The sequence below is a fragment of the Stutzerimonas stutzeri genome (assembly GCF_024448985.1).
GTDB lineage: Bacteria > Pseudomonadota > Gammaproteobacteria > Pseudomonadales > Pseudomonadaceae > Stutzerimonas > Stutzerimonas stutzeri_AP.
In genome coordinates this window covers 107441-121801 of the sequence record NZ_JAMOII010000001.1, presented here as the reverse complement: position 1 = coordinate 121801, position 14361 = coordinate 107441, and the positions used below count along the sequence as shown (strand labels likewise).

9 protein-coding genes are annotated in these 14361 nt (G+C 60.1%); 4 read left to right on the top strand and 5 right to left on the bottom strand.

From position 1 onward, the window contains the following. Window positions 1-6: 6 nt before the first annotated feature. From NA647_RS00575 to hsdR, 5 genes are read right to left on the bottom strand one after another with little or no spacing between them, the layout of a single operon-like run. Window positions 7-1713, bottom strand: a complete 1707-nt coding sequence (locus NA647_RS00575) for a restriction endonuclease subunit S (RefSeq protein WP_256055943.1) — start codon at window positions 1711-1713, stop codon at window positions 7-9. Next, window positions 1710-2678 (bottom strand): RhuM family protein, encoded by a 969-nt coding sequence (gene rhuM / locus NA647_RS00570; RefSeq protein ID WP_256055942.1) that lies wholly within the window; start codon window positions 2676-2678, stop codon window positions 1710-1712. Before rhuM ends, NA647_RS00575 begins: the two co-directional genes overlap by 4 nt. Continuing rightward, entirely contained in the window at window positions 2675-4141 is a 1467-nt protein-coding gene (locus NA647_RS00565; RefSeq protein ID WP_256055941.1) for a type I restriction-modification system subunit M, read from the bottom strand. The genes rhuM and NA647_RS00565 overlap by 4 nt, the downstream gene beginning before the upstream one ends. 8 nt (window positions 4142-4149) lie before the next feature. Then, window positions 4150-5328 (bottom strand): restriction endonuclease, encoded by a 1179-nt coding sequence (locus NA647_RS00560; RefSeq protein WP_256055940.1) that lies wholly within the window; start codon window positions 5326-5328, stop codon window positions 4150-4152. A 24-nt stretch (window positions 5329-5352) separates the two neighbouring features. After that, complete coding sequence (gene hsdR / locus NA647_RS00555) at window positions 5353-7716, bottom strand: EcoAI/FtnUII family type I restriction enzme subunit R (RefSeq protein WP_256055939.1); 2364 nt, start codon at window positions 7714-7716, stop codon at window positions 5353-5355. Between the two features lie 765 nt (window positions 7717-8481). On the opposite strand from hsdR, the gene NA647_RS00550 reads away from it, so the two are divergent. From NA647_RS00550 to NA647_RS00535, 4 genes are all read left to right on the top strand, one after another. Further along, window positions 8482-9384: an ADP-ribosylglycohydrolase family protein gene (locus NA647_RS00550; RefSeq protein ID WP_256055938.1), complete on the top strand. Its 903-nt coding sequence runs from the start codon at window positions 8482-8484 to the stop codon at window positions 9382-9384. Window positions 9385-9705: 321 nt separating this feature from the next. Then, entirely contained in the window at window positions 9706-11409 is a 1704-nt protein-coding gene (locus NA647_RS00545) for a sensor histidine kinase (protein ID WP_256055937.1), read from the top strand. Window positions 11410-11420: 11 nt separating this feature from the next. Then, entirely contained in the window at window positions 11421-12791 is a 1371-nt protein-coding gene (locus NA647_RS00540; RefSeq protein ID WP_256055936.1) for a sigma-54-dependent transcriptional regulator, read from the top strand. Between the two features lie 222 nt (window positions 12792-13013). Further along, window positions 13014-14357: an ABC transporter substrate-binding protein gene (locus tag NA647_RS00535; RefSeq protein ID WP_256055935.1), complete on the top strand. Its 1344-nt coding sequence runs from the start codon at window positions 13014-13016 to the stop codon at window positions 14355-14357. Window positions 14358-14361: the final 4 nt, after the last annotated feature.

Here is a 14361-nt window from a genome sequence, read left to right as displayed (position 1 = left end):
CCTTGTTTAGGCCACGGCCTGCTCGACCAGTGCGGTTGCCAGTTGTTCGTTGAGCTGGCGGGCTTGGGTTAGGCGAGTTTTCAGTTGGTCGCAGAGGGCCATCAGCTGATCGACTTTGGCGACGATGCGGTGTTGTTCGGGGAGCGGTGGAAGTGGATATACATACAACCGCACATTGTTAGCTGAAAGATTAGGTTGCGCAGAGCCATTATCGAATCGGAATATCTGGTCTCTGCCGATTTTGCTGGTCAGATATCGATACATAAAACGATTCGAGCAAGGCTCAAAGGGCCGAATAATCATCAACGACGAAGCAATGGCGCCTTCACTGTAAGGATCAACGATCGCTGTTTTCCCAAAGGTTGCGCCTCGCAGGCAATAGACAAGGTCGCCAAGCCTGATTTTTCCACCGTTTAAGCTTTCGAATTTTTCACGTGCAATGTAATGCATGCTGTTCTGACTCAATGTTCCGTCAGGTTCAATATGGCCCGTGTTTATCCAAGGAATACCTGCTGAGACGTATTCCGTTCGGTTAGGATAATTTTTGCCTCTGTCACCATTAACGAACTCACTAACTTCGCCAAGACGCACCCACTTCCACGCCTGAGGTAGTTCGTAAGGGATCTCATGTTGTTTTATATCTGGTAGTGGCTTAGGTGCTTTTAATAGGCCCGATCGTACAAGCTCCGCTTTTCCATTAGCTAACCGCCTTAGCAGCTCACTCGCTGGCTCATCGCTGGGATCTTGCGGTACCAGTTTGCCCATCACGGCCAGTTGCAGCAGGGATTGTTTGAGGGCGTCGATGCTGGGTTCGGTGGTGAACAGGGTGTGGAAGTGTTCGGCCAGGCGCTGCCAGCTGGTGGCGAAGTCCTCGGCGTCGGCGGCTTGAGTCAGGCTGCCGAGCAGCGCCTGCACCAGTTGGGCATGGGCGCTCTCGGCGTCGGCCTGCTGTGCTTCCAGGCGGTCGCACAGGGCCATCAATTCATCGACTTTAGCGACGATGCGGTGTTGTTCGGCGAGTGGCGGAACCCCCACGATGATGTCGGCTAAGACACCTTGACTAAGCGCAGGCACAGAAGTCCCTGCTTGATACCTAGTCAAATCGATCGAAGACAATAGGAGAAACAAATAATCTGACGATAAGGTTCCGTTTGGAGTTAGGCCGAGGCAATTGTTATCAATTGCCGTTGGCTTGACTAGCAAGCGCCGTTTATTGGTCGCAATAGCTCCGCCAATTTTTGGAAAAACAACTGTTCCTGCAGGGTGAACATTAACTCGAAGCCGCGAAGCAGCGGTTTCGTCTATGGAGTTGTTTGCAGTGAGAATGAAGCGCTCGTTACCTGAGAGATTCATGTCACTGACTTTACAAAAAGGAATGGGCTGATCTGTTAGCCCCTGCTCTTGCGTGGGGAACCCTGACCCAACAGCCCATTCTCCGACATATCCCAGCCGACTAAGAACCCAGCTGCTGGGAGCGGCGAAAGGCTGTTCGTCTTCTGTAATGTCGGGAAGTAACTTTGTTTTTTTGAGGTTTCCTGAGAGTGCCTTCTCCTTGGCAATCCGCTTCAGCAACTCACTGGCCGGCTCATCACTGGGATCTTGCGGCACCAACTTGCCGCGTACTGCCAATTCTAGAACCAGCTCGCGCAGCTTTTTAATGCCATTGGGCGCGCCGGCCAGCAGCGGCAGGTTGTCGGTCAGCAGAGCGGTCATAGGCGATTTTCCGGGGCAAGCATGTTCATGATCAGGCGGATCAGGGTGTCTTTCTGTGCGGGGGCGGATTCGGCGACCAGCAGGGTCAGCGCCGCCAGACCGGTGTCATTGATCACGGTATTGCCCTCAGCATCGAGCAGGCGGCCGTTGCGGTGCAGGAAGTCGACGAAGAGGTAGGCGCCGCTGCGTTTGTTGCCGTCGGCGAAGGGATGGTTCTTGACCACGAAATACAGCAGGTGCGCCGCTTTGCTTTCCAGGCTCGGGTAAGCCGGTTCGCCGAACACGCTTTGATCGAGGTTGCCGAGCAGCGCGGCCAAGCCATCACCACGTTCGCGGGCGAACAGGTCGCTGGCTTCGCCACGGGCCATCAGTTGGGATTTGAGCTCGGCCAGCTGCTCGCGCGCCTGAATTGCATCGGGCAACTCACCGCCGGGGCTGCCGGTGGGCTCGGTGAGCAGGCCTTCATCGTAGCGCTGCAGCCAGAGGAAGGTCTGGGTGTAGCGGCTGACAATTTCCACCAGCCCACGCCCGCCGGCTTCGCCCAGTTCGGGCGTGCGAGCGGCCTTGCGCACCAGTTCCAGTGCCGCTTCCAGTTCGCGGGCGTTGGCTTCGAAGCGCTCGCGATTGAGCGTATAGCCGTGAGTCAGGTGTTGCTTGAGTACCTGATTGGCCCACTGACGAAAGCGCGTACCTTCACGGGACTTTACCCGGTAGCCGAGGGAGATGATCACGTCGAGGTTGTAGAAGGCCACCGGCTTGTCGGAGCCAGCAATGTGCAGATTTTGCACATTGCTCTCACGCTCCAGCTCGCCCTCGGCGAAGACGTTGCGGATATGCCGGCCGACCACGGTGCGGTCACGGCCGAACAGCTCGGCCAGTTGTTCCTGGCGCAACCATACGCTGTCGTGCTCGACGGTGACGGCGATTTGGCCGCTGGCACTTTCGTAGATGGCGACGTCGCTCATGGCCGCTCCAGTGCCTCGGCCAGCACGGCCTTGAGCTGGTCGCGCAGCTGGCTGATTTCGCCTTGCAGCTGAGCATAGTCACGCAGCAGCTGGTCCGGGTCATGGCTGATCTGCTCGCCCACATGGGGGTTCTTGCAGTCGAGGCTCCAGTTGCGAGCTTTCAGGTCATCCAGGCTGACCTTCCAGGCGAATTCATTCTCCACCCGCGCGGCGAAGCCATCGGCCTCGCTGCCCCACCACGCCTCTTCTACGGCGAACTCTTCGATGCGCATCGGGCGCGTCTTGGAGTAGTTCTTCACGCCGGCTGGGTACTGGTGCTCGTAGAACCACACCTCTTTGGTCGGTGTGCCTTTGGTGAAGAACAGCAGGTTGGTCTTGATGCCGGTGTAGGGGTTGAACACACCGTTGGGCAGGCGAACGATAGTGTGCAGGTTGCACTCGGTGAGTAGCTTTTCCTTGATGCGACTCTTGATGCCTTCACCGAAGAGAAAGCCGTCGGGCAGCACCACCGCAGCGCGGCCACCGTCTTTGAGCAGCTGCATGATCAGCACCAGGAAGAGATCGGCGGTTTCGCGGGTGCGGAAGGCGGCGGGGAAGTTGGTTTCGATGCCGTCTTCTTCCATGCCACCGAACGGCGGGTTGGCGACAATGCAGTCGACCCGCTCTTTCGGCCCCCAACTGATCAGCGGACGGGCCAGGGTGTTGTCGTGGCGGATCTGGTTCGGCACTTCGATGCCGTGGAGGATCATGTTGGTGGTGGCCAGCAGGTGCGGCAGCGGCTTCTTCTCCACACCGTAGATGCTCGCCTGCAGGGTGCGCTCATCCTCAGCGGTTTTCACATAGCGGCTGCGCTTGTGCTCGATGGTGCAGGTGAGAAAGCCGCCGGTGCCGCAGGCCGGGTCCATCACCTTCTCGTCCAGCTTGGGATCGACCATGCGCACCATGAACTCGGTGACCGGGCGCGGAGTGTAGAACTCGCCCGCGTTGCCTGCGTTCTGCAGGTCGCGCAGCAATTGTTCGTAGAGGTTGCCGAACTCGTGACGCTCCTGCGCCTTGTTGAAGTCCACGCCCTGCTGGATCTTGTTGATCACCTGGCGCAGCAGCTGGCCGGACTTCATGTAGTTGTAGGCGTCTTCGAACACGCTGCGCACCACGAAGGCCGATGGCGTGTTGCTGTACTCGTGCAGGTTCTGTAGCTGGGGGAACAGGTTGTTGTCGATGAAGTCTTTCAGTGCATCACCGGTCATGCCTTCCGGATCGGCAGCCCAGGTGCGCCAGCGGCAGCTTTCGGGGATGGGCGACTTGTAGTTGTCGTCCATCAGCTCCCATTCCAGCTCGCGGTCATCGAAGATCTTGAGGAACAGCAGCCAGACAAGCTGGCCAATGCGCTGGGCGTCGCCGTCGACGCCGACGTCTTTGCGCATGATGTCCTGAATGGATTTGATGGTGGAGCTGATGGACATGGAAAACCTTATTCGTTCAGGGGTTCTACGGGCGAGTTTTCAAAGTAGCTGTCGTCAACTTCCAGTAGGGACAGCTTCTTCTGTTTGATGCCGACGCCGTGCTTAATCAGCAGCTCAATGAGCTTGTCCCCATCGATAAGGGTGATGGGGGCGGCTCCGGGGAAGAGCGCCACATCCTTGCAGCCCTTAGCAAAGCCACCGATGGTGATAATGGTTCCGCGCAAGGCACCATGCAGCGGCAGGGCCCCGCGCAACTGGTCTAGCACCGGGCGGGTAATGTTGGCTTTGTGGCGTTTGACCTGAACCACTTCCCTGATCTCGGTGATACCGAACTGGAAGTTGGCGATGACATCGACCCCTTTGTCGCCGCTCTGTTTGGTGACCTGGACATTTTCGTAATCCATGGCCTCCAACAAGTCCTTGATCAATTCCTCGAAGCGATACGGATCAAGGCATTCCAGACGCTCTCGCAAGGCGATGGTTTGCGCGGCATTGTAATCCTTGATGGCGCTGAAAACATTGTGATGAGCCTGCAGCTGCGGGCGCGCACTCTGCGGTGCTGCGTAGTCCAACCCTGCGCTGGTGATGCTGTATGTATTGCCCTCGCGGCTGACGTAGCCGCGAGCCGTCAGGTTGAGCAAGCGTTGGCGAAGGGTGGCGTTGATGCTCGAGGGCGTCTTGTGATTGGAGTTTTCCAGCAGAAACTCGGTCCATTCCTCCAATAGATCGGCGCGTTTACCCGGCGAATGAGCGGCCAGAATAGCTAACAATTGCGGAAGTCCTTCGGCTTCATCCAGCTCTCGCAGCAGGGCTGGGGCACGAGCTATAAAATCATTGCCACGATGCTCCAGCTCGTATTGCACGGCCTCATTGAGACTCAACAGCTGGTAGGTGTTGATAAACAGATAAGCCCCATAGATGTGCCGGGGGTTTACTGTGTGCTGGCTTTCATCCCAGATCCGTTGAGCCAGCTGGCGGTCGGCACCGTTCAGCCGTTCGGGTATCCAGAGGCTCGGCCGGCTCCAGTCGACGGTGTTTTGTGGCGTGCCCGTTTGCTCGTGAACGGCTTTGATTAGGCTGCGCACCTGATCCTTGTTGATACCGTCAAAAATACGCAGCAGTGCTGCAACCTCCGAATAAAGAGGAAATAGCGGTGTGCGCACCAGGGGCTGACGTGCTCCCGTCATGGGTTAACTCCTAAATATTTCGCCTCAGGCGCTATACAGCTCGTCTTCCAGCTCGTGGATGGCCTTGTTGTAGCCAGCCTTGCCGCCAAATGCCCTGACTAGTTCGATGGGCGCACCGTATTGGCTGAAAGGGTCGAGCTGGAGGATTTTGATGTCTTCGATATGCTCAATGCCGGTGTCGGCGTATTTATCCAGCAGCGCTTCCAGTACCTGGCGGGCAGCGCCGGAATACTTGGCGAAGTAGTTACGCTTCTTCACCTGCTCGGCGCGCTCTTTACGCGACAGCGGTGGTTGGTCGAAGGCGACGTGGCAAATCAGGTCGAAGGGATCGAGGGGCTTACCCTGTTTCTTTTCCACTTCTTCGGCCAGGGCTTCCCACATCACGCCCTGGGCGGCCATTTCGTCAATAATGACCTTCTTCTGCTCTGCATCACTCCAGCGGCGCAGGAAGTCATCCAGCGAGGCGAACTGCTTTTGCACGCAAGTACGGGTGTAGTCGTGCAGCGATTCGGTGATCAGCCGGCCATCCGGGCCGTAGTACTGCACGCGCTCGGCAATCACGTAGATCGGCAGGTTGTCAATAACGTACTTGATGCGCTTCTTGCCGTCATCCTCGCCGGTAAAGTCTAGATCATCGCCTTCGCCCTCATTGCCAGCGCTGATGCTGTCGCCTTCGAATAAGTCGTCGGGCGGGACTGGGGGCTCGTTACCTTCAGGGGCGTAGATCACCACTGGGTCGCCATCGAAGGCCGGGTCGGCAAACAGTTCGGTGGCTTTCTTGAAATCCATGATGGTGAACCAGTACTTGCCGAAGTCCTCGTTGATGCGGGTTCCGCGGCCGATGATCTGCTTGAACTCGGTCATGGATTTGATGTGCTGGTCGAGCACTACCAGCTTGCAGGTCTGGGCATCAACACCGGTAGTCATCAGCTTGCTGGTGGTGGCAATGACTGGGTAGCGCGACTCGGGATCGATGAAGTTGTCCAGCTCGGCCTTGCCTTCCTGATCGTCCCCAGTGATACGCATGACGTACTTGCGATTCTCGGCCACGCGCTCGGGATTGAGGTTGACCAGCGCCTGCCGCATACGCTCGGCATGATTGATGTCGTCGCAGAAGATAATGGTCTTCTGGTACGGATCGGTGGCTTTGAGAAACTCGGTGACCTTCTGCGCTACCAGCTGAGTGCGCGCCTCGATGACCAGGGTGCGGTCCATGTCCTTGAGGTTGTAGATACGGTCTTCGATCAGCTCGCCATTCTTGTCGAGCATGCCCTTGGGTGGCCGCCAGCCTTGCAGGTCCTTGTCGAAATCGATCCGAACCACCTTGTACGGTGCGAGAAAGCCGTCTTCGATACCTTGCTTCAAGGTGTAGCTGTACACCGGCTCACCGAAGTAGGTGATGCTGGAAACCTCTTTGGTTTCCTTCGGCGTGGCGGTGAGGCCGACGTGAGTGGCACCGGAAAAGTAGTCGAGAATCTCGCGCCAGGCGGAATCCTCAGCTGCGCTGCCGCGGTGGCATTCATCAATAACGATCAGATCGAAGAAGTCGCGGGAGAACTGCTTGTAGATGTTCATCTCTTCTTCAGTGCCGGTCACAGCTTGATAGAGCGACAGGTAGATCTCGTACGACGTGTCGATCTGCCGCCTGGCAATCTTGGTCATCGCCGGACCGAAGGGCTTGAAGTCGTTGTTCTTGGTCTGGTCGACGAGGATGTTGCGGTCGGCTAGAAAGAGGATGCGTTTCTTCTGCTTCGACTTCCACAGTCGCCAGATGATCTGAAAGGCGGTGTAGGTCTTGCCGGTGCCGGTGGCCATGACCAAGAGGACGCGATCCTGCCCTCGTGCGACCGCTTCTACTGTGCGGTTGATGGCATTGGTCTGGTAGTAGCGCGGCATGCGCCCTGAGCCGTCGTCGTAATACGGCGCCTCGGCCTTTCTCTGGGCATCACCTTCCAGGCCCTTCCAGCGGCAGTAGCGTTGCCAGAGTTCGGCAGGGCTAGGGAACTGGCTTAGGCTCAGCTCCGTTTCGACCTGATTCCCTGTGCCACTGCGGTCATGGAACAGAAAGCCATCGCCATTACTGGAGAACACGAAGGGCACATCCAGCGCCTCGGCATAACCCAATGCCTGCTGCATACCGGAGCCCAGGGAGTGCTTATTGTCCTTGGCCTCAATAACTGCAAGCGGAAGGTTCGGCTGATGATAGAGAATGTAGTCCGCTCGGCGTGACTCGCCGCGGCTGTGCAGCTTCCCGCGCACAACGATGCGCCCTTTAGTGAAGCTGACTTCCTCACGGACCTGTTTCTGCATGTCCCATCCAGCCATCGCAACGGCTGGGGAGATGAACTTGCTGCAGATGTCCCGCTCGGATAAAGACTTCTTGTCCATGCACCAATCCTAAAACGATACCAATACGGGTGCCCTAGCCGAGCAATTCACAGTCGAACTTGACGGAAGAAAAAGCGGCTGACAGAGGGTGCTGAAAGCCAGCCTTGACGTGCAGCGACACCGGTGGGTGTGCGGCGACGGTCACAATATCCATGTGCCATCATCGGGTAAAGCTAAACCCCTAACCGTCCGCTAAACGGGCCTATCCCCCCCCTCGACCAAGATGAAGCAACGCTGAGATATCCAACGCATCAAGTTAGCTTCCCCCCAAGCTGGCTAACCAAGGCCGGATGATCGCTTTCCGCTCGTCCAAACTAAGCGTGGCGACGCCTCCTTCACCAGTGCCTTTCTCCAGTATGCGGGTTGGCCACATAGGTGCTTATAGAGGGCTGCGTGTTCGGGTTCGCGCTCCACCGTAAATTGAACGCCGCCAGTTTGGGAAACCAGAATTGGCCGCGTTAGCCTGCACCACGCCGTCTATGGCGGCCCTCTGTCCAGTCGAATATTGAACCGTTCAGTATTGGGTGAGCTGCTTGTACGATATGCCCACTGAGAAGACACATCCAGTCTGGCTACGCATACAGGTAAAGTTTTCGAACTGAAGTATCACCGTCAGGACTACCGGCTGAGACAACAACCCAATGAGTTCACGTCAGGCATCCAGCCGTCTGAGTAAATATAGATTGTATGAGTCTTCCAAAATCAAAAGCGGCTTACCTGCCGCAGCACCTAGCGGCGCGCAATCGTTAGGGGAGAACGTAGCGAATGGATTGGAATCTCGAGCGATTCGAGGGATGTTTGTTGGGCCTTGCCTGTGGTGACGCAGTCGGGGCTGCAGTTGAATTTTTGCCTCGCGGTAAATTTGCACCTGTTACCGGGCTAACCGGCGGTGGAAAGTTTCGCCTGAATAAAGGCGAGTGGACAGACGACACGGCCATGGCCCTGTGCCTGGGTGAAAGCCTCATCGAGCGTAATGGATTCGATCCACTTGACCAGATGCAGCGTTACTGGCGCTGGGCTAACGAAGGCCACAACTCGTGCCGCTCTCACGCTTTTGGTATCGGCAAGACAGTTGCCGCCGCCCTTGTTCGGTTTCAACGAACGGGCGAACCCTACAGCGGCGAGACCGACTCGGCGTCATCAGGCAATGGATCCCTGATGCGCCTGGCTCCCATCCCGATGTATTTCGCGCGTCGGCCTAAAGACGCTATTGATTTCGCAGCGCTGAGCTCAAGCACTACGCATGCCTCCGCAGAGTGCTTGGCGTGCTGCCAGTACTTCGCCCTAGTGCTACTAAGGGCGCTCGTTGGCGAGCAAGACAAGGCAAAGCTATTCCCAGACGAAGTCGACTTCGAGATGCCCAACTCAACGACGCGGATCAAGCACCAGCGATTCAAAAACTTAACCGCAGACGAAATCGTTGGATCCGGCTATGTCGTGGAAAGTCTGGAAGCAGCCCTATGGTGCTTCTGGCATACCGACTCATTCGAAGCTGCAATCCTGGCCGCAGCCAATCTAGGCGATGACGCAGACACTACCGCAGCGATCTGCGGACAACTGGCGGGCGCCTATTACGGTAGTAGCGGAATTCCTGAAGACTGGACAAGCAGCCTGTATCTCCAAGACCACATTCGCAAAATGGCGAGGCAATTGGCAGACCAAGGATAAGGATAAGAGAGGCTTCGAACAGGATGGTACGCAACGCTGAACGTCGATTTCCGTGCGTACCAGCTTGCGTACCGTGCATTTGCGCACCAGCGGCGGGTTAGCTCGCTCCCTAGCGTTAGCGACCTTCAGCGGGTTCGTATATTCAAGGCCGAACCAATGGCGCCTAAGAGCGGGACCCTTGAGTTGCGAATTAGCACCGAATATTTATAGATCAGCGCACCAGTGTCCCGGCGATAAACAGGCAGTGGACACTGTCCCAGTTTGCTCCCTATGCTGTCGTGTCTTAATCATGACAACGCAATACAGGCAAAGCCCATCGTCATGCACTTTATTAGGCTGTCCGGGCCGCAGCTGAGTTTGGTTGCCCGCTACATGTTGCTGTCGATCGTAGTGACGATCTTCGGGCTGATCGCCTTGGGCGTCCTCTACGAGCGCTTTGCCAACACCCTGCTCGACCGCCTCACTGGCGAGCGCCTGAATGCTCAGGTCACCGCGACGGCCAGCCGGCTTTCCTCGTTTCTCGACAACCGCTTCTATCAGCTGTCGGCCCTATCCAATCACCCGGCCATGCCGGAATTTGTTCGCCAGGACTGGTATGGCGCGCCGGACGCCGATGCGCTGCTGCGCCTGGAGGCCGACCTGCCCGATCTCTACGGCGTGCTGTTCTTCGACCAGCAGGATCGCCTGATTCGCGTGGTGGCCGGCCAGGCCGCATCCGGCCCGCCCTACTGGTCCGGCGAGGACTGGTCGCTCGATGGCTTGCCCGTCACCCAGGTCGACAACCTGGAAATCATCGGCCCTGCCTTACCCCGCGATGGTCGCTCGGGCTGGCTGCTCGCTCGTCAGCAGATCCGCGATGCCGGCCAGGGCGGTGATGCCAGCATTGCCCTGCACCTGCGCCTGGCGTCGCTCACCGAACTGCTCGGTGGCGCCGGGGTCGCCGGTGTGATTGAGCCGCTTTTGCGTGTGCCGGGTGGCGTTTTGCTCGATGCCACCGGGCGGCCGGCCATCGCCTCGGGTCGATTGATTGAGGGGCCGGAGATCCTGCCGGGCTGGAACATCGTGCTGAACGTTCAGCCCGGCGCGCTGCTCGAGCCGCTGGTGACTGCGCGTATCTGGCTGTACGTGGCCGCGGCGGCCATCCTCGGCTGCATTCTGATCGCCTTTTTCACCCTGTCGCGGCGCCTGCGCCATCGCATCGACACGCTGCTGCACGGGGCCAACAGCCTGGCCGGTGGCGATCTGCACTATCGCCTGCCCGAAGAGCAGCACAACGACGAGATCAGCCGCGTGGCGCATGCATTCAACATCATGGCCGAGCGTCTGAACGACCTGATCAACCGCACGGTGCGGGCGGAGAAGCTAGCGGTGCTGGGCGGCTTCGCCACCGGCGTCGCCCATGAGGTGCGCAACCCGCTGGCGACCATGAAGACAACCGTGCAGGCGCTCAGCCGGCAGGAACGCGACCCCGAGCGCCACCTTCTGCTGACCGACATGGAGCGAGAGATTGATCGACTGTCCCGTGTCACCACCGACCTGCTCGCATACGGTCGCCCGCATCCGCCATCGCCGAAACCCACGCCGGTCCGCGAGCTGTTCCGCCAGATGCTCAGCCTACTTCGGCCCATGGCCGAAGATCGCGACATTGCGCTGTCCTCGGTGGGCGACTCGCGCCTGCTCGTCTTCGCCGACCCCGACCAGGCGCTGCAGATTCTCGCAAACCTGGGCCTCAACGCCCTGGAGGCCTGCTCGGCCGGCGGCACTATCAGCCTGCGCGCCGAGTCGCAAGGCGAGCAGATATTAATCACCATCAACGATGATGGCTGCGGCATCCCGCCCGAGCACCTGGCGAACGTGAGAACGCCGTTCTTCACACTCAAACCCTCCGGCACCGGGCTCGGCCTTAGCATCTGCCAGCAGATGGCCGAGGCGAACCTGGTGACCATGATTATCGCCAGCGAGCCGGACAAGGGCACCTGCGTCAGCCTGCTATTCCCCGGCCCACCAAAATTCTTACGCCAATGAGCCAGCCCGCCATGCCCAAGGTCCACGTCCTGATCATCGACGACGAAGAGAGCTACGTACGCTCGCTGAGCTTTGCCCTGCGCAACGAAAACATGCGCGTCAGCACGGCGCACACCGGCGAAGCGGGCGTCAGCGAAGCCGAACGGGAGCGGCCCGATGTTGTGCTGCTCGACCTGCGCCTGCCGGGTATGGACGGCATGGCGACCCTCGCCACGCTGCTCGAGCGATATCCGGACCTGCCGGTGATCATGATTTCCGCACATGGCGATACTCGCGCGGCCGTCCAGGCGGTCAAGAGCGGCGCGGCCGACTACCTGACCAAGCCGTTCGAGCTGGACGAGCTGTTGCACGACATCGTCGCCACGCTCGATCACAACCGCGTGGTCCAGGAGCTGGATTACCATCGGCGCCGGGACATTCCGGCCAACGGCCTGCTCGGCGAAAGCCCGGTGATAGGCCAGCTGCAGGCCACCCTCATGCGGATCGCCAGCAGCACCGCGACGCGCATCCTGCTGCTCGGCGAGTCCGGCACAGGCAAGGCCCTAGTGGCCCGGGCGATCCATGCCAGCAGCCAGCGCGCCGAGCGGGCGTTCGTCGAAGTTAATTGCGCAGCGCTGCCTGAGCAGCTAATCGAAGCCGAGCTGTTCGGCGCCGAGAAGGGTGCCTACACCGGCGCGCATCAGAAACGCACCGGGCTTGTCGCACTCGCCGATGGCGGCACGCTGTTCCTCGACGAAATCGGTGAGCTGCCGCTGCCCCTGCAGGCCAAGCTGCTGCATTTTCTGGAAGATGGTAGCTACCGGCCGGTGGGCTCGGACCAAGGCGCCAGCGCCGATGCGCGCGTGGTGGCTGCCACCAACCGTGACCTGGCCGATGCGGTACGCCAGGGCACCTTTCGCGAGGACCTGTTCTACCGCCTGAATGTAATCACCGTGGAGGTGCCGGCGCTGCGCGAGCGGGGCGAGGACATCGTCAATCTGGCGGGCCACTTCGCCGAGCGTCAGGCGCGCGAAGAGGGCTGCCAGCCGATCCAGTTGACCGCCGAAGCCTGCCAAGCCTTGCGCCGGCACCGCTGGCCGGGCAACGTCCGCGAACTGAAGAACCTGATCGAGCGCCTGACCATCCTGTTCCCGGGCCAGCGCATCGAAGCCGGCGACCTGCCGGTAGAATTCCAGCAGACCTTCGCGCCGGACCCGGCGGCACGCATCGAAGTCAGCAGCTTGGAAAACCACCTGCAGATCACCGAGCGCGACCTGGTGCTCGATGCCCTCAAGCGTGCCAGCGGCCACAAGGGCCGCGCCGCCGATCTACTGGGTATCTCGCGACACGCGCTCAAGCGGCGCCTGCAGCGACTGGGCGCCAGCCACGAGAGCGAGCGCTAACCGCTCAAGCCCTCTTCGGCTGGGCGGCTGCCGCACAGCCCAGCGCTCAACGCCGCTCGAGCACCCCTCGTCGCGCCACCTGCCGTAACCTTTCATCGAACACCGCAAGCGCCGGGCCAGAGCCCTCGCGCCACTTTCCCACGCCTCGTCTCTCGCTTATGGCACATCGCTTGCTCTAGTCGAGACGAACAAGAGGCGAAACAACCGCCCAGAGGAACACCCATGTCACAGCCCTGCCTCGCGCACCCGGCCCTGAACGCCGCGGCCCTCCTCGCCGGCCTGTTGCTGACGATCGGCGACGCCCACGCCGCACGCGTGGTACTAGGCGCGCCCGCCGGAGAGGCCGACCTGACCATGGGCTGCCTCTATCCGATGGCCGGCCGCGCCGCGATGTACGGCCAGGACAGCATTGCCGGCATCGACATCGCCATACGCGACCTCGAGGCCGAACGCGCCGCGGGGCGTGATACCCCACGGCTGCGGGTGATCATCGACGACGACCTCTCTAAGGCTTCTTACGGCGTACGCCTGGCCGAAGACTTCTTGCGCAACGACGAGGTCGACGTACTCTGCGGGATGGTGTCCTCCGGCGTTGCCCAGGCGGTCAGCCGTGTGGCCCAGCGCGAGCGCGTAGTGCTGATCGGCACCGATCATGCTTCCTCGCGTATGACCATCGAGGCGGGCCATCGCTACTATTTTCGCGTCACCAATGACAGCTGGATCTCGATGGCCGCCGGCGCCCGCTACCTGCGCGACCTGCAGGCCGGCACCGGCTGGAAGCGCCTGGCCTTCATCGGCCCCGATTACGACTACGGGCACGTGTCCTGGACCGACCTGCAGCAATCGCTGGACGAGCTTGGCGTACAGTACGAAACCGTCACCGAACTGTGGCCAAAGCTGTACGAGCCGGACTACTCCCTGCACACCGCCGCGCTGCTGCAGGCCAAGCCAGACATAGTGGTCACTTCGCTGTGGGGCGGAGATTTCATCGCCTTCGTCAAGCAGGCGGCCGGCTCGGGGCTGTTCGAAAGTACTCGGCTGGCCAACTTCGATACCGGCGCCAACTACGACGCGCTTGTCTCGCTCGGCGAAGTACCGCCGCCCGGGCTGATCCTCTCGGCGCGGCATCACAACAACTGGCCCGACACCGAGCGCAACCGGCGCTTCGTGGCCACCTTTGAGCAGCTCAACGGCCGCTATCCGACCTACGCCGCGCAGGGCGCCTATTCCGGGGTGATGGCCGCCGCGCGCGCGGTACAGGCCGCCGGCGGCAAGACCGATAGCGAGTCGTTGGTCGAAGCACTCGAAGGGCTGAGATTGGACCTGCCCGAAGACCCGCCGGGCTTCGCCTCTTGGATCGACCCGGACACCCACCAGATCCTCCAGGCGCAGGCCGTAGGCACGCTGGAACGCAACGACCGGTTCCCGCCCGCGAAGGTGATGGTGGGCAATTGGTCGGTCTATCCGGCCGCCGAGCTGCAGCCGTCCCCGCAATTGATCGAACGCCGTCGCGCCCAGGCGCGCAGCGGCTCGGAGATACCCGCTTCGCAACCGCAACACCCATGACCTC